The following is a 19,096-nucleotide window of genomic DNA, read 5'->3' on the forward strand; positions in this document are numbered from 1 at the left end:
ATTATAAATCGGCCTGGTGAAGGGTTTCCAGGAATTCCCGGTTGGTTTTGGTTCGTTTCATGCGTTCGATGAGCAGTTCCACCGCTTCGCTGGCGTTCATTTCGTTGAGAACCTTGCGCAGCAGCCAAACGCGTTCAAGTTCGCCGCGTTCCAGCAGCAATTCTTCCTTGCGCGTTTTGGAGCGGTTGATGTCGATGGAAGGATAGATGCGCCGTTCCGCTAGTTTGCGATCGAGATGAAGTTCGAGGTTGCCGGTGCCTTTGAATTCTTCGTAAATGACGTCGTCCATGCGGCTGCCGGTGTCGATCAGGGCGGTGGCCATGATGGAGAGACTGCCGCCTTCCTCGATATTGCGGGCGGCGCCGTAGAATCGCTTGGGCGGAATGAGAGCGCTGGAGTCGATGCCGCCGGAAAGAATCTTACCGCTGTGAGGCGCAACTTGGTTATAGGCGCGGGCGAGGCGGGTGATGCTGTCCAAAAGAATGACGACGTCGTGGCGGTATTCCACCAAGCGCTTGGCTTTTTCGATGACCATTTCGGCGACCTGGACATGGCGGTCAGGCGGCTCGTCGAAGGTGGAGGCGATGACTTCGCCCTTGACCGTGCGTTCCATGTCGGTGACTTCTTCCGGCCGTTCGTCGATCAAAAGGACGATGAGAAAAACTTCGGGATGGTTGGTAGTAATGCTGTTGGCGATTTCCTGCAACAGCATAGTCTTGCCGGAATTGGGCGGCGCGACGATGAGGGCGCGCTGTCCTTTGCCCATCGGCGTGATCAGGTCGATGATCCGCGAGGAGATGCGTTCCGACCGCGTTTCCATGTGAATTCTCTTCGTGGGAAAGAGAGGCGTAAGGTTGTCGTAGAGAATTTTGTCGCGGGCGGCTTCGGGCGGCTCGCCGTTGATGCTGTTGACTTTTAAAAGAGCGAAATAGCGTTCGCCTTCCTTGGGAGGGCGAATCACGCCGGAGACGGTGTCGCCCTTGCGCAGTCCAAAACGGCGGATTTGCGAGGGGGAGACGTATATATCGTCAGGACCCGGCAAGTAGCAATAATCGGCGCTGCGCAGAAATCCAAAGCCTTCGGGAAGAGCTTCGAGAACGCCGCTGCCTTCCAACTGGCTGCCTTTTTCGCTTTGGATTTTGGCGGCGTGTTCCAAGATGCGATAGATCAAATCCTGCTTGCGGATGCCGCTCAAGCCCTCCAGGTTCATTTCGTGAGCCAATGTCATCAGCTCGGTAACGGTCTTCTTTTTCAAACCTTCCATCTCCAGCGTGCGGACATGCTCCGCCGCGGCGACGGTAGAAGAATCGGCAGGGGCGTTCGCAACGGCGGCGGGAGCGGTTTCGACGGCGGCGGATGGCGCTTCGTAGCGGCTGCGTTCTTCATAGCGGTTGCGGTCGATGGAACGCTTGTCTCCCCCCGATTTCCAACTGTTGTTATTATTGTTGTTATTATTGTTATTGGAATTTACGCCATTCTTCTCATACGATTTAATGTTATTCCGGGGACGTCTTGTAAAGGTTTTCGATTCCATGATTTCTTCTTTTTCTTAATCCTTTCGATTATCGAATAATAGTTCTATTTGTGAGCGAAGCGCCATCAAATCCCCTTGGTTATACAAAACGGCGTCCGCTTTTTTTTCCTTTTCTTCCTGCGGGATTTGGGATTCTTCCCGCTTGTCGAATCGGCTTCCTTCGCCTCCGCGCAGCGATAGAAACCTATTTCGCCTGATTTCTTTGGGAGCAGCGACAAGAATAATCTTATCGAACCACTTTTCAATTCCCCATTCGTAAAGCAGAGCCGCGTCCACTACCAAAGGCCCCTTTTCTTGCGAAGCGCGGAAGCGTTCGATTTCGCCGCGAATCCGTTCCAACATCGGCGGATGAACAATACAGTTCAGGCGTTGCAACTGTTCTGGAGAACCGAAAACGATCTCGCCCAACGCTGTTCTGTCAATCTCGCCGTCCGCGCCGAGTATTCCTTCCCCAAAAGTCTGAATCAGCGCCGGAAAGACAGGCGAACCGGAACGCAGCATCTCATACCCAAGGCTGTCGCCGCTGATGACGCGAGCGCCTTTTTCTTCCAATAGGCGGGCCGCCGCCGATTTTCCCGCGCCGGGATTCCCCGTCACGCCAATGACTTTTCCCGCCAGCGGCGTTCGCCGATCTTTTTTATCGCTCAATCCTGGATATCCTCATTTCAGGTCCGCCCAACTCGAACCGATTGAGCATTCGACGGGAATGGGAATCGAAATTTCCAAAGCGCTTTCCATCAATTCCCGGCAGAGACGGTTGACGGCTTCCGCCCGTTCTTCTTTTACTTCTAATATCAACTCATCATGCACCGTCAACAGGATGGCGGCCTCATCGGGATTCAAGGCGCGATGGACGTTCACCATCGCCGCTTTCAACAGGTCCGCCGAGGAGCCTTGAATAGGCGCGTTGATGGCCGCCCGCTTGGCGTTCTCTTGATGCATCCGGTTAGAATCGCGCAACCCCGGCGTAGAGATGCGCCGCCCCAAGACAGTAAGAACGTACGATTTTTCCTGGGCGAAAGCGATAATTTCATCCATATACCGTTGGACCGCAGGATATCGCTTAAAGTACTTTTCGATGCACGCCGCCGCTTCATTTTCCGGTATATTCAATCGTTTCGCCAAACCATAGGAAGACATGCCGTAATTGAGGCCGAAGTTGATCTCCTTGGCTTTGCGGCGCATATCCGGCGTTACTTGCTCAAGCGGCGCTCCAAAGATTTCCGCCGCCGTCCGCCTGTGGATGTCCTCGCCTGCGGCGAACGCCGCCAATAATCCAGGATCCTTGGAGACGTGCGCCAAGATGCGCAACTCGATCTGCGAGTAATCCAATGAGAGCAAAAGGCAACCCGCTTTCGCGACGAAAGCGCGCCGTACGCGGCGTCCTACATCCGTTCGGATAGGAATATTTTGTAAATTGGGATCGCTGCTGGAAATTCTCCCTGTATTGGCCGACGTTTGATTGTACGTCGTATGGACGCGTCCGGTCGTTGGGCGAATGAGTTGTTGAAGCGCGTCGAGATACGTGGATTTGATCTTCTGCCGATGGCGGTATTCCAGAATTTTCACGGCGATGGGAACGCCCTCATCCGCCAGCTTTTCCAGAATATCCGCCCGGGTCGATCGTTTCCGCCCCGATAGAAGTTGTAAATCATCATACAAGATTTCCGCCAGTTGCATAGGGGAATTGAGATTAAATTCACGTCCAACGGATTGAAAGATTTCCGCCGCCAATCGATCCATTTCCGCGCCCAGCTCGCAGGATTGTTCCTGCAGGATCGCGGGGTCCACCTTGATCCCGCGCCTTTCCATGGCGGCGAGGACCGTCATAAGGGGTATTTCCACGCCGCGATAGAGGCGCGCCAGACCGAGTTCCTCGATGCGGGGCGCAAGTTTTTGGTTCAGGCGCCAGGCGGCGTCGGCGTCTTCGCAGGCGTAGGGGGAGACTTTTTCGATGTCTACGTCCGCCATGCATCCTTGGTTTTTGCCGCTTCCGATGAGATCGGAAATGGGCGTCATCTTCATTCCCAATTGGCCGATGGCGAGATCGTCCAGTTTATGAGTTGTTCGTTCCGGCTGGACGAGATGCGAGGCGATCAAGGTATCGTCTTTGACGCCGCTCAGCTGGAAGCCTTCGTTTTCCAAGACGTGATAATCGTATTTAAGATTATGGCCGGTTTTACGGATCGAGTCGGATTCGACAATCTCTTTCAAAAGCGAGTACGCTTCTTCGCGGGGAAGATTTTCTCCTCGGCTATGGCCGATGGGTACATACCAGCCTTGCCGTTCTTCCACGCTGAAGGAAAATCCCACAAGACGGGCGCTGAGCGAATCTAGCGACGTCGTCTCCGTATCCAGCGCGCAAGCGCCCCGACGCTTGATTTGCGCGATCATTTCCTTCAGTTCGGCGAAGGAGCGGATGGTTTCGTAGCGAAGTTCTTCCGCCTTGGCGGGAGCGCCGCCAAGTTCGCTGGCGAAAGTGCGGAATTCCATTTCGAGATAGAATGCGCGCAGACCTTCCCAATCCGGCGCGCCGATTTTTACGCCGTCCGTTCCCATATCAATGGGAACATTCACATGAATGGTTACGAGCTTTTGGGAAAGCATGGCCATATCTTTATGGTTAAGCAGATTTTCCCGTTTCTTGCCTTTCAATTGATTCAGGTTTTTATAGAGATTATCCAAAGAACCGAATTGTTGAATCAAATCCTTCGCTGTTTTCTCGCCGATGCCGGGAACGCCGGGGACGTTGTCGCTGCTATCGCCGGTGAGAGCAAGATAGTCGATCATCTGTTCCGGCTTCACGCCGAAGCGTTCTTCCACTTCTTTGGCCGTATAGAGTTGGTTGCCTTGCAGCGTCTGGCGCAAGACGGAAACGCCGCCGTTCACCAGTTGCAGCAGGTCCTTATCCGACGAAACGATAACGCTCTCTTTTCCTTGTTGGGAAAATCTCGCCGCCAGAGTCCCGATAATGTCGTCGGCTTCGAAACCCGCCGCCTCAAATTGAGTGATGCCCAATAGTTCCGTCGCCTTCTTGATCCAGGGAATTTGAGCGATGAGATCGTCCGGAGGCTGCGCCCTATTGGCCTTATAGGATTCGTACATTTCCTTGCGGAAAGTTTTATCCGGCAGATCGAAAGCGACGGCCATTTCCTCTGGTTTGTATTCGTTTAGCAAGCTCCGGATAGTCAGCAAGTAGCCGTATAGGGCGTTAACCGCCTTTCCGTCCGAACGCCGAAGGTCGCGAATGCCGTGATAAGAACGGAAAAACACGGAACTGCCGTCAACCAAAAAAACCTTGCTCATCGTTTAATCGCTCTAGGACGGAATTGAATGGGGAACGTGGAAGCCAACAAGTATAATAACGGCCGAAAAGACGATAAGCCGTAAAGAAACGATTGCCAATCCATTCGAATTATTGATAGCGCATTTCGATTTGCGCGATTGTTTTCAATTCATATCATGCAGCGGCGTCAAATGGAAAAAAAGAATCCCAAGGAATAAGTTGGATATCCAGCCGCTCTACCGCATGGAGAATAAAAGTCCGTTCGAACTCGCCAAACGCATCTATCCCTCAAAACAAAAACATTCGTGCTTAAACTCACGCAAAGCCATGAAAGCATTGATACGGGGATTTTCCCAGAATTAGGCGTGTCTGTCGATAATCATCATAACTGAAAGTATTTTACCGGAGATTTCCACTGAAAACAAGGGATTTTTATCTTTTTTTTCCCGGCGGACTTTGCCGGCTTTCATAAGAATAGCCACTTTATGTAAACGTCCCTACAAAACGCGACCGCCTGTTCCGGAATCTATTATATCTCCCAATCTCAAATCTTTATAAGCAGTGCAGCGCGAAATCCAGAAGCCGGGCGCAATAATGGTTCTAGGGATGCTCTTCGAAAAACCGCCGCAATTCCTTCACCTGAAGTCCCAGCTTCTGATTAAGCGAACTCAAGACGCCTCGCTCGCCTTGCGAGCGCACCCGAGCGGCGTAGGTTTCGAACAACGCTTGCAGGGGCGCCTCTTCCAGCGACTTCAAGCAAGAAACTCGTTCTTTTTCCTTTTGAGCGGGAGAGGTAAACGAATCCGTCAAGACGTCCTCCTTCCAATAATAGGCGGGTTGAATTTTGAGTCCCGTTTCGTGCAGCAGAAGAACGAAGCGCAGCGTGTTTTCGAGATACTCCATATTGGATAAGCGCGTCCGATCCTTCTCCTTTACTTTCAACGCGGCGACTTGGTTCAAAAACGCTTCCGTCTCTTTTTGAACGTCATCCAGCAGACGTCCCCAATAAGGATGATAGGGGAAATATTCGTCGGAAGTGGCGCCGCCCCGGCGCGGCGCGAGAACCTGATCGATGTCGAAATGAGTCAAAATAGGAGCGATGGCGCGGGCGGCTTCTTTGCCGTATTCGCGTTCGCACCAAGCGAGATAGAAAGGAGAAACGACGTTTTCTTTTTCGGCTTTCTCCATCAACCGTATGCCATCCACTTTCGGAGGATTTTTCGCCAGCAAGCCCAAGGCTTCGAAATTGGCGCGGATATCCTCCGTGCGCCAATGGATGCCGATGACGCCGTTGATGCCTTGATTCTTCGCCAAGGCGATCTGTTCCGCCAAGAGAGAAACGCGAGGCTGCGGATGCCAAAGGCGGCGGTCGCCTTCCAGCCAAGGAATAATCCAAACTTCTCGGTCTTTCAGGTTTCCCATGATTTCCGGTTGGGGATGCCAGCCTTGAGCGGGATTGAGGCAAGAGAAGACGATCTCTTTGGGAGCGGCTTCGTCCAATCCTTTCAGAAGGGGCGGCAATTGGGTATCTTCCCCCCAGCCGCCGATGGCCATGCGGACATGAGGAGCTTTACGTTTCAGAATTTCATAAGCTTTTTGAATATAAGCCAAAGACCATACGCCGTAAAATTGGGAGGTTTTATCGTCGAGATAAGAAAATCGCTCAATGTTGGCGTTGTAATATTTCTCGAACTCTTTGGAGAAGGCGAATCCCTCGCTGGGGTTGTACATCTCTTCCAGCCAGAACCAAATATAATCGATGCCGGGAAAAGCTTGCAGCAGATTGTCGATATACAAATTCAACAATTCGATATTGGCCGAATGCGTGGGATCGGGAAGATAGGGATTGCTCAACATGGCGTCGGGAGGAATGATGGAATAAAACTCCGGCGGATAGACGCCGAACTCGAAACCGAGACAGAACTTGATCCCCTTTGTATGGGCGTAGTCCATAACGCGCTTCATCAAGTCCTGGGTGCGGCGATAGCGGTCTTCCTGATCCTTGGCGTCGAGAGCGCAGTCGGCGCCAAAAACTTTTTTCTTGAACCATTTTTTCGTTCCATAGAGAAATTGATCCGTCGTCAAAGGACGGTAGCCCCATCGCGCTGTAGCGGAAGTATCCAGTTCCGCCTGAGGAAGGACGTTGCGATACTCGACGCGAATAAGCGGTTCGACGTAGTTGACATAGCGCCGCGCGCCGCCGGTATAGCAGTGAAAGCCAACGAAATTCATATCCAGCGCCGCCATGCGGTCGAGATAGTCTTTGTAATCGTCGAAGTTCCAAGCCGTGGGGCCGGAGAGAAAATTGTGCCAAGGCAGCGTTCCCCGGATGGAAAAAGGCGAGTCGGCGGCCAACGCCGGGAAAGTCGATATCGATAAAACCGTCAAAAATAAAAACCATTTCCGCATGGATTGTTCTCCTATATAAAAAGGACATGGCTTATGATGTTCGTTGAATCTACTTGCGCGAGAATTCTTGCCGCTTCATCATCTCGAAAGATTCGCCAAATTTCAACCTCCGCATCGCAGCGAATATTCTCTCGCTTTCGAATTAAACATTTCACAACCAATTGGAAGCATCGTTCAGGAGAGGCGTAGTAACTTATTTATGTTCCGTTATTGAATCACGAAACCATGAAAAGGCGCGAATTCCACGAAATTTTCGAATCACGGATAGCATGAATATCACGGATTCTTTTGGATTCCACGGAAATATCCGATTCATGGAATGATCCCTTGTATTAACCGTTTAAATATTCTTTTTTTCGTGTTTTTCATTTTCATTTCGCGTTTTCATGATTCAAACGACGATCGCCATTAATCGCATTGTTTTTTATCGTGAATAACATGAATGAACAAATCTGCGTTTTCACGATGAATACTTGCGTCTATTTCCACAAGTATGATAGGAAAAATATCTAAGACAATATATAATCGAAAAAATATCGCTGTCGCATCGCAAGAGAATCGATTATCGAGGAAATAGAGATGAGTCCGCAACGAGTTCATGGAATAGGGCGCGAAGTGTTTCGCGTCGGCAAGGGCGCGGTTTTGATGCGCGAGGGAGAAACCGGAAAATGCGCTTATTTCGTGCTGGAGGGGCGGCTGCTGGTCGAAAGAGATTTCGGCGGCAAGAAGGAGATTGTCGCGGAAATCGGCGTCAATGATATCGTAGGCGAACTCGCCATTCTCGATGACGAACCGCGTTCGGCGACGGTCATCGCGGCGGAGGATTCCACGCTGCTGGTCTTGGACAAGTCGCGCATCCACGCCCTCATCCGCCATCATCCCAAAATTGCAGAAGTGGTTTTGAAACTGTTATGCCGCAAGTTGCGCACGGCCCATTACGCCGCCCACAAAAACATCGATCTGCAATCTCCGGAATGCTGGCGGCGGATCGGCGCGATTCTCTGCCTTTGCGCCGAAGTGAAGAAAGCGCCGCAAGATTTATTCATATCCTTTTTCGACAACATTAAAGCGTTGACGGATATACCCCTGCAACGGATCGGCTTGGTTCTTGAACGCTTGGAAAAAACCGGCGCCGTCCGAACTAACGGCGAGCAAATCGAATTCGTGGACCAGGCGATGCTGCGCTCCTTCCTGCTGCATTGCAACGAGGAATTTATCGAACAGGATTTTCCCCAACCCACTCCCTCCAAGCAATATCAGGCTCTGCAAGTTCTAACCCAATACTGCCGTCCAGTTGGTGAGGAGATGAAGTGGGTGGATTTGCCGCGCAAGGGAATAGTGGAATTGCTCGCTTCCTCAGATCTATGGAAGACGTTGAGTCCCGCCATGCAAATGCAGCGCGCCGAAGAGATGTTGCAATGCCTGACGGAGAGCGGCGCCATCGCTTTCGAAATCTCCTCGCCGGAAACGCTTCGAATTTACTTCGATAAAATCGAAGCGTATCCTAAACCGAAGCAAGAGATCGAAGCCTTCCAAACCATGAAAGCCGTTCTATTCCGGCCTGTTTCCTGATGAACGAAAAATCGATCGCCGAACGCAATATCCGCTTGCTGCAAGAGATCGATCCTGCGCTTCTGCAGCGGATAGAAAGGCTGTTGAAAGAACGGCGCGAGCAGCAAACGCCGCCGCGTTTTGAATTTCTTCCCTCCCCCAATGAAATCGTCTTATGCCGTTGGGCGCAGCCTTCAAGTCATGGTTGGATTCACGGCCCCGCCGACCCCCGCGACGAAGCGGAGAAGAGAGCGCGCGATTTGGAGGCGTCCCCTTGCGGACTCGCGGTTCTATGGCAAGCGGGAATGGGTTATCTTTCACGGGCGCTTTTGCAATCGAATCCAAGGCGGCGATTGATCGTCTGCGAAACGCGCTGGGAATTGTTTTGGGAATGGATCAACCGCTGGGATATGCGATCCCTGTTCGGCGAGACGCCGGTTTATTTGTTGATCGGCGACGATCCGGCATCCCATCTTTTATCGCTGCGCCGCCGCCATCCATCCTTATTCGAGCCGCCGGTTTTGTTTCTCTCCGGCTCGTCTTTAAATCTTGATGAAGAAAAACAATTCTTGCAGATTCAGGAACAACTGCAATCGCCATCTTCTCGTGAGCCTTTGGACGAGTCGAAAGATACAAACGTCTTCGCTCTGATCTCCAACGCTATACCGGACATTCATCCCGCCGTCTTGCGCGGGGCGGAAGCCAATGGGTTGCGGGCCATGCGCGCCGAACGTTCGCCGGCGCTGGCGCATCTCTTGAAAGGGAAAAACGCCTGGCGAGAAACGTGCGGATGCGTTCCCAATGTTGTATTGGGTTTTTACGGAAGTTTTTTTTCTTCCAAAGAGATGCGGTCGATGGGGGAGGCGGGCGTTCGGCGCGTGGTTTGGTTTTACGATACGCCTAATATCCGCTGCGAATCTATCGCCGAGGATTACGACCTGGCGCTGGCTTTCGATTCGTCTCACTTGGAAATTCTGCGTCCCCTTTTCGGCGATCGGGCGCAAACCCTATCGCCCGCGACGGCCTTCGACCAATTCGCACCCCCGCTGGACCCGCCGCCGAATACTCCGCCCGTCGCTTATGTCGGCGCTACCGGCCTGCGCTTGTCGCTGCCGTATTTAATGCAGAGTCCCGGCTTTTCCGCCCGATTGATTCAAGTGATCCGCGCCGCCGTCGCCCAATCGTTAGGCGAATCCGCCGACTCAATGCAAGCGCAGCTACGGGAAGAGACGCGCCCCTTTTTCGACGAAAACGATCCCATTTTTCCATGGCTGATTTATCAAATCGCGGCGGCGGAAATCCGTTTCGCCTTTCTGGCCGCCGCCCAACCTTACGGATTGGCGATTTACGGCGACGCGCTTTGGGGACAAGCCCGTTATACGGGCGGACTAACACAAGCTTACGCCGGACGCTCGTTGAAATACGATTGCGAAACGCCGCTGGTTTACGCCGCTTCCGCCATCAATCTTCATATCAACCATCCGCAAATCGTCGACGGCGTTCCCATTCGCATTTACGACGTTTTGGCATGCGGTGGCTTTCTCTTAGCGGAATATCGGCCCGTACTGGAAGAACAATTCGTCATCGGACGCGACCTCGACGTTTTCCACACGCCACAGGAATTGCGGGAGAAGATCGAGTTTTATTCGCCCCGCAAAGAGTTGCGGCGGGATATTGGCGAGCAGGGAAAACAGACTGTTCTCGCCAATCATACCTACCGGCATCGCATCAAGGAATTGTTAAGTATGTTGAGGCTCTTGCAAAATTAATGAAATCCGTCTTAAAATTCTCCCCCCAAGATTGGGGGGAGTTAGAGGGGGGTTGATTTTAATGGACTTACGTCAACCCCTCCTAACCTCCCCCAAGCTTGGGGGAGGAATAAAAGAATTTTGCATGAGGCTCATGTTGAGAGAATAAAAATAATTCCCCCTTTTTGGGGCGCCAAGTGCAAGGTTTTTTCTGCCCTTGAGTAATTTAGAGGGCAAAGGAACAAGATTCCTATGCGCAAATGAAAAAAATTCCGCCGCCTTTTAATTGCGGCTATACTACTCCAATATTGTCAGCCTCGAACCGCCGGATAACATCATGCGGCGCATAGGAAAGGAATTACGAATATGACCAACAGTTCTATCGATCGCCGGAGATTCATCCAAGCCTTGCCTTTGGCCGCCGGGGCCGCGTCCCTGGTTTCTTGGGCCGCCGAAGAGAAGAGCCGGATCGTCGAAATTCATCGTCCTGGCATCCTGCAAGAGAACAACCGTCCCGATGCGGCGGGAACGCAGGAGATGCTGGACAAGGGCATGAGAGAATTCACGGGCGAGAAATCCCGCCGCGATCAATGGGCGAAATTCGTCTCCAAAGATGATGTGGTTGGATTGAAGGTCAACGGCTTGGGCGGCGCTTTGATGTGCACTAAAAAGGAATTGATCCAGGCCGTCATTCAAGGGCTGTTGGACGCGGGCGTCAAAGAAAATAACATCATCGTGTGGGATAACCGCACCTCGTTCGTTACCGCCACCGGTTTCGCGGAAAATGTAGGCAAGACCGGCGTGAGAGTATACGCCTCCGAAAATCCCGAAATCGGCCACGACCAGAACGCAACGCAAATCGAAGCCGGTTCCACCCATTTATCCAAAATCCTGACGGAACAGATTACGGCGCTCGTCAATCTTCCCATCATGAAAGACCATCCCATTGCGGGAACGACCCTTTCTCTGAAGAATATTTCCCACGGCGTAACGGACAATCCCGACGCCTTTCACGGCGGGAAATGCCATCCCTGCATCGCGCAAATCAACGCGCTGCCTGTAGTGCGCGCTAAACATCGCCTGGTAGTGATGGACGCGCTATTAGGCTGTTGCGACGGCGGACCGAGATACAAAGCCAGCGGCGTCGAGAAGTACGAGTCGATCTTCATCGCCACGGATTGCGTAGCCATAGACGCCATGGGAACCGAACGCATCGAATCGGCGCGCAAAGCCAAAGGCCTGCCCTCCCTCGCCGAAAGAGGTCTTTCCACCAATTATATAGCGCTAGCGGCGAAAGCCGGTTTGGGCGCTAACGAGAAATCGAAGATCGATCTCCAACGGATGGAGGGGTGAGGAATATTCTACAAATATCCCCATGATCGAGCCGCAGAGCCGAACGTCTGCGGCTCAGTTCATATTGTTGTTGCGCTAAATGCGCATTATCGCTGCCATCGCTTCACTGGTTTTCAGAAACAATTAACCATATTCATTTTTTTTTGTTAATTCTATAAGCGCATCGATAATCGCTTAATAGAGGCAAAAAGAAACAAGATCGTTCAAATGCAGGATCGATTTGTTTATTCAATCGATTATATGTTTTTATAAGAAAGGGAGCGTCGTCAATGAAAAAAACCTACTTTCGATTATGTGCAGTGTTTTTGCTTTCGCTTTTTTTAAGTCCGTTATCCTTATTCGGTTCGGAACTCGATATTGTAAACAAAGTATTGGAGGAAGGGAAAACGGTTGTAGAACAAAAAATGAATTCCGGACTGCGCATTCAAGGAGAATTATCTTTTGTAAATCAGCATTTCGATCAGCCGGGGTGGAACCGATTTTTTACCATGTCGGGCATGACAATGCCAATGCTTCGTAAAGACGCCGAAATTTTGGAAGAATTCGCTAGCGGCAATCGGTATCATACCACCGTTTCAAAAGTAGTTCGCAATGCTCGTTCCATCAGGTTGGAAGACATAAACAATCCCGACAATTCATTTACTACTTCGCATCGTTCGATTGGTTTTCGCGATGCGAACGTTAACGGCGCCTGCGTAGTCTATGAGGATGAGGATAAGGTTATGCCGTATTGGGTCATCGATCCGCGGAAAGATAATATAACTTACGAAGATAACGATTATTCTTTATTGCGCGTACTTTCCGATCCTTTCTTCGATCGCGCGCCATTCAACATTAATAAAATGATCGAAAATCTAAATGGGAAAGCGGAAGAACTTTTTCACACCTCAACGTCGCAGGATGGAGAACAATTTACGATTCAATGCGCGAATCCGATTCTGCCCAACTGCGTTATGATTAGCCTTACTTTGTCATCGAACAATCCAGAAAAAATTTATTCGATATCTAGATACTACAATGATGGCAGCCTATATATTTGCAGGCTTTATCATTATTCTGACAACTCTATAATACAGTCAATCGAAGATTTTCAATTCAATGAAGAAGGATTGGTCAAAGACGTCAACGACAATCTAAGAGAAAAGGCGTCAACTTACATCCTTTATACCTACCATGAGTTTACTCCAGAAATGAATTTCGCCGACAATTATTTCGATCCCTCAACCTATATTGTCAATGGATCGAAAGTAGAGGATCGCGTGAATGGAATCTATTATATTGAAGGAAAGAAGGATTCCGTCATCTCTCTGGAAGAAAAAATGAAGAATGTCATTAAACCCAAAAGTTGAAATATACCTTTCTAACTCCAATGAGCATTATTAATGAGCAGCGCAAAGTTTCTTAGGTAAGGCTATTTTATTTCATTTTACATCGCAAAGCCAGAATTTTGTCGTAAGAATCTAATTTTTAAAAATCCTCGTCATCCTTGCATCCTGGATATCATGATTCAGCCATTCGCTTCCATTTCAAGAAAATCGCTCCGCGATGCGTTGAGCGAATTCGGCGAGAGCGTCATCCCTAGCCCCCGCGACGGCGACGGCGTCGCCCGATCGAACGCGTTGTTGCAGCATGTTCAAGGCTTCTTCGCGGCTGGCGGGTAGATGAACGTTTGGCGGGGGGATTTTGTCCGCTAAATCTTTGGAGGAGATGCTTCGATTCGTCGTGCCGCCTGCGTCATAGACTGGCAGGAGATAGAGATAGTCTTCCGGACGCAAGCCCGCCGTTAACGTTTGGGCGAAGCCGTCGAGATGGAAACGCAACGGCTGGTAGCCGTGCGGTTGGAAGACGAGATGAAGGCGGGGATAGCGCAGTTGCAGCGCTTCCAGCAGCGCCGCGATCTTGTCAGGATTGTGGGCGTAATCGTCGAAGACGGCGACGAGGCCGCAACCGTAGCGCTGCAACCGGCGGCGGATGCCGGGGAAAGTTTTCGCTGCTTCCTGGAGAGTACGGAGAGAAGCGGAAGGCGCCGTTAGCCGAACCGCCGCCAGCGCAGCTAATAGATTGGCGGCATTGTGGCGGCCAATATGCGGCGTTTCGAATCGCTCGCCCTCGAAGAGAAATCCTACGCCGTCCGGCAAATGAAAAACCGCTTGCGGAGCGGGTGGCGCAAACCAATGGATGCGCGCATCGCTTCCTAAACGATCCGCCAAGGCGCGGCAGCTGCTATCGCTTTCATTAAGCAGAAGGATCGCTTGGACGTTGCGGGAAAATTCATAGAAGATATCCAAATTTTCTTCCAAAGAATGATGATCGCGGGCGATATTGAGAATGAGAGCAGTTTCCGGCGCGAAACGCAGCAGGGATTTGTCGCTCTCGTCCAGTTCGACGCAAGCCCATTGGCCTTGAGAGACGTAGACCTGAGACCATCCCGTCATACTGTCTGAAGCGTCGAGGATATCCGAGCCGCCCACGAAGCAGCCGAGCTCGCCGATCGCCTGCAACAACCAAGCGCACATAGCCGTAGTTGTCGATTTACCGCTAGTTCCCGCCACGGCGAGAAGACGATGCCCGGCGATTTGGTTCTTGAGTTCCTCGGAACGATGCAAAAGAGGAACGCCGAACGATTCGGCTTTCAAGCGGTCGGGATTGTCCTTTTCTATAGCTGTAGAATAGACGGCGCGAACCGTCTCGCGGGTAACGCCGCTTCCATCTTGAGGAAAAATTTGCGCGCCCAAATCCATAAGCCGTTGCAAACGCAAGCGGATGGGAGGCGACAGGGATTCCAAATTGCCGGGATCGCGAACCAGCCGGTCGGAGCCGGTTGCGCGCATTCCCCGCTTAAGCGCCAATTCGGCGAGTGGCAACATGCCGCTGCCCGCGATTCCGATGAGATGGATGGATTCCATATTAGAGATTCAATAATACTTTTAAAATATTGCGTGATGAAAATCTATAGCCCAATAGCGTTGCTTCAACATTAAAGTCGAGTAAACGGTTATTTGCATTCACCAGAGAACACCGGCAGTTTTCTTAAGTCCTTATAGCGAGGAGCGCCGGTCTGATTATTGAATAAATCTATATTTTTCGCCGCGCGCATTCCAATATAGAATCCATAATCAAGAATCAAAGCCATATGCCTCTTTCCGGCCTCTTCTTTGACAAAACCTTCATGGACAATGTGGAGGAGTCGCAAATCGATTAATTGCAGGATGCCCTTATAAACTGGATCGGTATTCTTGATCTCAACTAAAAAAGCGTTCTTCTTTTTCCGTTTAATACAGAAATCACGAATTTGACTGAGGATCTGGTTGGTTTTTGAAAGCGCGCCCGATGAATCGAGTTCAATATATCGAAGTTTATCATTTATTAAATCGGAGGCCGCTGTATTTATATTTGTAACGGTAATGCGGGATTGATTTCGGACAGTGGCTTTTGAAATTGCTTGTGAGAAGATATTCAGCGCATCGCGAGGCACGCCGGCCGCAACCCAAACTAGACGATTCAAAACATCATTCGAACTGCATAGACTGCGCGCCGAGGGCAAACCGCAATAGGCTGCATGAGCATCAAGTATTTTACAGATATGATCGCAAGCTTTATCCGCAATAGTGAGGTTATAATCTAATTTGATTTGTTGGGCGTCATGGGGAGACTCCATACCGGTTCGAGTCGCAGCGTCCCAGAACTTCGTAAAAGTCTCTATGGCGGATAACTTAATATAAACGCGAGCGCCTTTAGAGAAGGAGTAAAGAAAATGAAGCAACTTGGGTTGCAGATTAATGTCAATTACATGAAAGTCGTCTAGGAATATCACAAAATCGTTCGATGAGTTTAGAATTATATTCATTAGTCTTTTAGTGTTAGGAAGCAAATTCTTTATTTCCTTCTCGGATGATTCTGCCGAAGACTGGGCAAGCAAACGAAATCGTGAAAGCAAATCATTTGCAATTGCTTCTTGGGCCGCGAATTTGGACGCTTGCTCAAGGATAGTTGCAATGATATCGACGATAACATTTGTATCATTACGTTGAGAGTACGCTTGCATGTCTACCCAAGCGGAAGGCAGGTTTTCTTTTTCTCGCAAATGTAAAGCGTAAAGAAGAAGAGTTGATTTTCCGGAGCCTCTGCGCCCTAAAACGAAGTGACTGGCTGCTGAAGTAATCATATTCTCAGCACCGCTGACGGAATGGATATAGCGCGAAAAAAAATCGGCTCCAAAACTATCCCGACGAATTGTAAGGCTTTCAGAAAGCGTACGAGCAAATAATTTCACTTCCGGCCCTCTTAGCAAGTCTTTGGAGGGTCGCTTTTTAAGCGTCGCTTTCGGGGGAGATGAATAGTTAGGGAATGATTCCGAGATTATATTTTCAAGGATGCTAAAGAAACGATTGGTCGGGTTTGCAAGTTGGATTATCAGTATATCTCCGTCGGGACGTTCGCGTAATTCGTAGTTGAGATCCGATAAACCGGACTTTTTTTGAAACGCCTGTAAAAGAATGCTGTGATTACTAGATAAAACTGGCTTCATCTCCTGCGTATTCATATTTTTATCCCCTTTCCAGCAAGGAAGGTTTTGGCATCCGCAATAAACTGGGTTACTAACTCCATCGCCTCGTTTGGCGTAAGGACTAGATCGTTCACAATCACAGTATGATCGTAATCGGCGAGATTTCTGTCGTCTCTTAAATTGCTAAGATTATTCTTATAAAGAGGGCAATTGGGCAAGTCGACAGGCAATTCTGTGATTTTCTTATGTTCGCTGGTTTCTGTTGAATAGTATCCTTCATGAGCCAGCTTGATGGATCGCGCAATATTGTAGGCGCCGTAATAAAGGCGCGAGATGCGCTGGCGCCATTCTTTTTGGGGGATGCTGCAAGCGAAGTTATAGTGATCCATACCTAGATTGAAAAGTCCTTGGACGTTGTTAGCAATCTCTGTATCAATTGCAGAGATTGCCGCCGAATCTAATATGTATGTGAGATTAGACCTGACCTTCTGACAGTTACCCGTTGCCAGCAAGATGTGAGGCGACTTCGGCATAATCCGATACTCCTTTCAGAGAGTAGAGCGTTCAAAGTCTATACGCAAAGCGTCAACGCTAACGATGGATTCCATTTTCCCCCGTTTACGCTTAGCGCCGATGCAAGATCGAATCCGTCCCCGTATACATGCCTTGCGCGTTCAATTTGAATTCGTCGGGATTGGAGGAGGCGAACAACGCTTCCTCCATCGTTATGATTTCCTGCTTGTAAAGATTCAATAGGGATTGGTTGAAGGTCATCATCCCTAAATCCTGGCCTTTTTGCATCAGTTCTTTCAGTTTCCAAAATTCGCCTTCCATCAGCCCTTTTTTCACGCTGGGCGTGCTGCGCAGAATTTCCAGCGCCGGGATGCGCCCCGTTCCATCCTTGCGGCGCAAAAGCCGCATGGAGACGACGCCGCAAAGTGAGATAGAAAGTTCATGCCGCACCTGGGCGCGCAGATAGTCGGGAAAATAGTTGATGATGCGGTCCAGGGTGTGGGATACGTCAACGGTGTGCAGCGTCGTGAGCACCAGATGGCCGGTTTCGGCGGCGGATACGGCGGTCATCATCGTATCCATATCTCGCATTTCGCCGATAAGGATGACGTCGGGGCTTTGGCGCACTACTTGACGCAGGGCATCCTTGAAATCCAACGTGTCGTATCCCACTTCCCGCTGATTGACGATAGATTGCTTGTCGGTGTGGATGAATTCGATGGGGTCTTCGATCGTCATGATGTGGCGGGAGAAATTGGCGTTGATATGATGGATCATCGCCGCCAGCGTCGTCGACTTGCCGCTGCCCGTCGCGCCGGTGATGATGACGAGGCCGCGCGGCAACTCGGCCAGCTGTTGGATCGCCAACGGCAGATGCAAATGCGCGAAAGTAAGGTCGGCATCTTTGATGAGGCGCGCTACTAGTCCGATATGTCCTTGCTGCCGGAACAGGTTGATGCGGAAGCGGGAACTGGAATCGGGCGAGTAGGCGAAATCGAGGTCGGGACGCTCGCAGAAGATCCGCCATTGATGCTCGGTCAAAATTTGCTTGGCGGCGGCTTCCATATCGCTGTCCGCAACCAATTCCGCTTCGATTCGGCCGACGAGTCCATTGACGCGGAAGGCGGGAGGGATTCCAACTTTCAAATATAAATCCGAAGCGTTCTTCTCGCGCATGATCCCTAATAGTTCATGAATTTGCATAGCGTTATTCTCTCCTGGCGGCGTTTATGAGTTATGATATATCGGATTTAACGCGAAGTCATCCAAGCGGGCGATACGCTGGGGTAGAAAACTGGAACGCAAGAATGATTGAGGTGATTTATGTCGGAACGCATGAAAAAGCTCCCTATTGAAATTTCTTAAACGCGCCCTTCGTCTCTTGCGATTCTGCAATTTGAGGGACCGAAGGAGAATATCGACAAAGTCCTGCGCGCTGTGAAGCCATTTGGTTTTAAGGCGTCTTCTCCTATCGGAACAGATCGAGAATCGATTCCTTGGCGAGAAGCTTTTTCCGATGTCGATGAGGAGACATTGCCGGGGATTTGTCTTCGCGGAGCGCGCGAGAAAAAGGGAATCACTCAGTCGGCTTTATCGGAAAAAACCGGAATCCCGCAAAGGCATATCTCCGAAATGGAAAACGGCAAACGGCCGATCGGCATGAGGAACGCTCGAATATTCGCCAAAGCGTTGAACGTTGGAGATAAAATTTTTCTTTGATAGCAATCCATGCCATATGGCTGCGGGCGCCCGCAGGAAAAGAAGAGGTTGATAGGGAGAAGAAACAGAATAGAATACTCTCCAAGCGCGAGGATGGCGGAATTGGCAGACGCACTAGACTTAGGATCTAGCGCCGAAAGGCATGGGGGTTCGAGTCCCCCTCCTCGCAAACTCCATAAAATCAATAAGTTATAGCAAAAAATAGCAGTCCGATTCGAAGATAAAAAATTACCATTTACCCCAGCATGCACCCCTCAAGATACCAAGAAAAAGACATAGTGGGGATTTTTTAATAAAACCGCCGTCTTTGCCCCAAAAGCATTCTTTTTTCTTTGGAAGTAATTTTCTTCATCCGCGCCGCTTCTTATCGCCTGGACTAAAATCCGCCCGCCGCGCAACGGTCAAAACAAAATCCGTCCAAGACCTCTTGTCTTGGGCGGATTTGCTAAAGGAGAATCGCCCGGCTCTCCGGGCAT

General features: G+C 50.4%; 13 protein-coding genes and 1 tRNA gene. 6 read left to right on the forward strand and 8 right to left on the reverse strand.

The window, feature by feature from the left end; genetic code table 11:
• Position 1 precedes the first annotated feature (1 nt).
• The 4 genes from rho to AB1656_25580 all read right to left on the reverse strand — a co-directional run bounded on the left by rho (position 2) and on the right by AB1656_25580 (position 7,229).
• Positions 2–1,534: a transcription termination factor Rho gene (gene rho / locus AB1656_25565; GenBank protein ID MEW6238767.1), complete on the reverse strand. Its 1,533-nt coding sequence runs from the start codon at positions 1,532–1,534 to the stop codon at positions 2–4.
• 15 nt (positions 1,535–1,549) lie between these two features.
• Complete coding sequence (gene coaE / locus AB1656_25570) at positions 1,550–2,182, reverse strand: dephospho-CoA kinase (GenBank protein ID MEW6238768.1); 633 nt, start codon at positions 2,180–2,182, stop codon at positions 1,550–1,552.
• Between the two features lie 12 nt (positions 2,183–2,194).
• Positions 2,195–4,840 (reverse strand): DNA polymerase I, encoded by a 2,646-nt coding sequence (gene polA, locus AB1656_25575; protein ID MEW6238769.1) that lies wholly within the window; start codon positions 4,838–4,840, stop codon positions 2,195–2,197.
• Between the two features lie 580 nt (positions 4,841–5,420).
• A complete protein-coding gene (locus AB1656_25580) occupies positions 5,421–7,229 on the reverse strand; it encodes a hypothetical protein (GenBank protein MEW6238770.1) in 1,809 nt (602 codons plus the stop codon).
• 579 nt (positions 7,230–7,808) lie between these two features.
• Here AB1656_25580 and AB1656_25585 point away from each other — a divergent pair.
• The 4 genes from AB1656_25585 to AB1656_25600 all read left to right on the forward strand — a co-directional run bounded on the left by AB1656_25585 (position 7,809) and on the right by AB1656_25600 (position 13,230).
• A complete protein-coding gene (locus AB1656_25585; protein MEW6238771.1) occupies positions 7,809–8,801 on the forward strand; it encodes a Crp/Fnr family transcriptional regulator in 993 nt (330 codons plus the stop codon).
• Positions 8,801–10,549 carry a glycosyltransferase gene (locus tag AB1656_25590; protein MEW6238772.1) on the forward strand — a complete coding sequence of 583 codons (1,749 nt, stop codon included), beginning with the start codon at positions 8,801–8,803 and terminating at the stop codon, positions 10,547–10,549. The genes AB1656_25585 and AB1656_25590 overlap by 1 nt, the downstream gene beginning before the upstream one ends.
• Before the next feature lie 345 nt (positions 10,550–10,894).
• Positions 10,895–11,881 carry a DUF362 domain-containing protein gene (locus tag AB1656_25595; GenBank protein MEW6238773.1) on the forward strand — a complete coding sequence of 329 codons (987 nt, stop codon included), beginning with the start codon at positions 10,895–10,897 and terminating at the stop codon, positions 11,879–11,881.
• A gap of 269 nt (positions 11,882–12,150) precedes the next feature.
• Complete coding sequence (locus tag AB1656_25600) at positions 12,151–13,230, forward strand: hypothetical protein (protein MEW6238774.1); 1,080 nt, start codon at positions 12,151–12,153, stop codon at positions 13,228–13,230.
• Positions 13,231–13,407: 177 nt separating this feature from the next.
• Here AB1656_25600 and AB1656_25605 read toward each other — a convergent pair whose 3' ends face one another.
• From AB1656_25605 to AB1656_25620, 4 genes are all read right to left on the reverse strand, one after another.
• Positions 13,408–14,787: a Mur ligase domain-containing protein gene (locus AB1656_25605; protein ID MEW6238775.1), complete on the reverse strand. Its 1,380-nt coding sequence runs from the start codon at positions 14,785–14,787 to the stop codon at positions 13,408–13,410.
• A gap of 89 nt (positions 14,788–14,876) precedes the next feature.
• A complete protein-coding gene (locus AB1656_25610; protein MEW6238776.1) occupies positions 14,877–16,424 on the reverse strand; it encodes a hypothetical protein in 1,548 nt (515 codons plus the stop codon).
• Positions 16,421–16,921 carry a hypothetical protein gene (locus tag AB1656_25615; protein ID MEW6238777.1) on the reverse strand — a complete coding sequence of 167 codons (501 nt, stop codon included), beginning with the start codon at positions 16,919–16,921 and terminating at the stop codon, positions 16,421–16,423. Before AB1656_25615 ends, AB1656_25610 begins: the two co-directional genes overlap by 4 nt.
• Before the next feature lie 91 nt (positions 16,922–17,012).
• Positions 17,013–18,104, reverse strand: a complete 1,092-nt coding sequence (locus AB1656_25620) for a PilT/PilU family type 4a pilus ATPase (GenBank protein MEW6238778.1) — start codon at positions 18,102–18,104, stop codon at positions 17,013–17,015.
• A gap of 234 nt (positions 18,105–18,338) precedes the next feature.
• Between AB1656_25620 and AB1656_25625 the strand changes: the two genes are divergently transcribed.
• Both AB1656_25625 and AB1656_25630 read left to right on the forward strand, forming a co-directional pair.
• The gene (locus AB1656_25625; GenBank protein MEW6238779.1) at positions 18,339–18,620 is read left to right on the forward strand and encodes a helix-turn-helix transcriptional regulator; all 282 of its coding nucleotides are present in this window, start codon (positions 18,339–18,341) and stop codon (positions 18,618–18,620) included.
• A gap of 87 nt (positions 18,621–18,707) precedes the next feature.
• A tRNA-Leu gene (locus AB1656_25630) sits at positions 18,708–18,789 on the forward strand.
• The last annotated feature ends 307 nt before the right edge of the window (positions 18,790–19,096 follow it).

It is taken from the genome of Candidatus Omnitrophota bacterium (assembly GCA_040755155.1).
GTDB lineage: Bacteria > Hinthialibacterota > Hinthialibacteria > Hinthialibacterales > Hinthialibacteraceae > JBFMBP01.